The sequence below is a fragment of the Halomonas sp. ND22Bw genome (assembly GCF_003011945.1).
In the GTDB taxonomy this organism is placed as follows: domain Bacteria; phylum Pseudomonadota; class Gammaproteobacteria; order Pseudomonadales; family Halomonadaceae; genus Halomonas; species Halomonas halophila.
The window spans coordinates 1-246 of sequence record NZ_PXWD01001508.1 but is presented as its reverse complement, the minus strand read 5'-3'; the positions used below and the strand labels follow the sequence as shown (position 1 = coordinate 246).

The 246-nt window shown below is 76.0% G+C and carries 1 pseudogene; it reads right to left on the bottom strand.

From position 1 onward, the window contains the following. Nucleotides 1–246: pseudogene (locus CVH10_RS23255) on the bottom strand (tRNA glutamyl-Q(34) synthetase GluQRS); the annotation flags it as partial.

Below are 246 nucleotides of genomic sequence, written 5' to 3'. Positions count from 1 at the left end.
CCAGGCGAGCTGCTCGGCCACCGGCGCCGCGGCCAGCCCGGCGGGGGGCGCCTGGTCGAGCAGGACCAGGGCGCGATGCAGCAGCGGCCGGGCCTCGGCCTCGGTCTCCGGCAGCGCCGGGGCGAGGTTCTGCTTGGACAGCTTCTGGCCGTCGTCGCCGAGGATCAGCGGCAGGTGCAGGTAGCGGGGCTCGGGCAGTCCCAGGGCGTGCTGCAGCTGGCGCTGCCAGGGGGTGTTGTCGAGCAG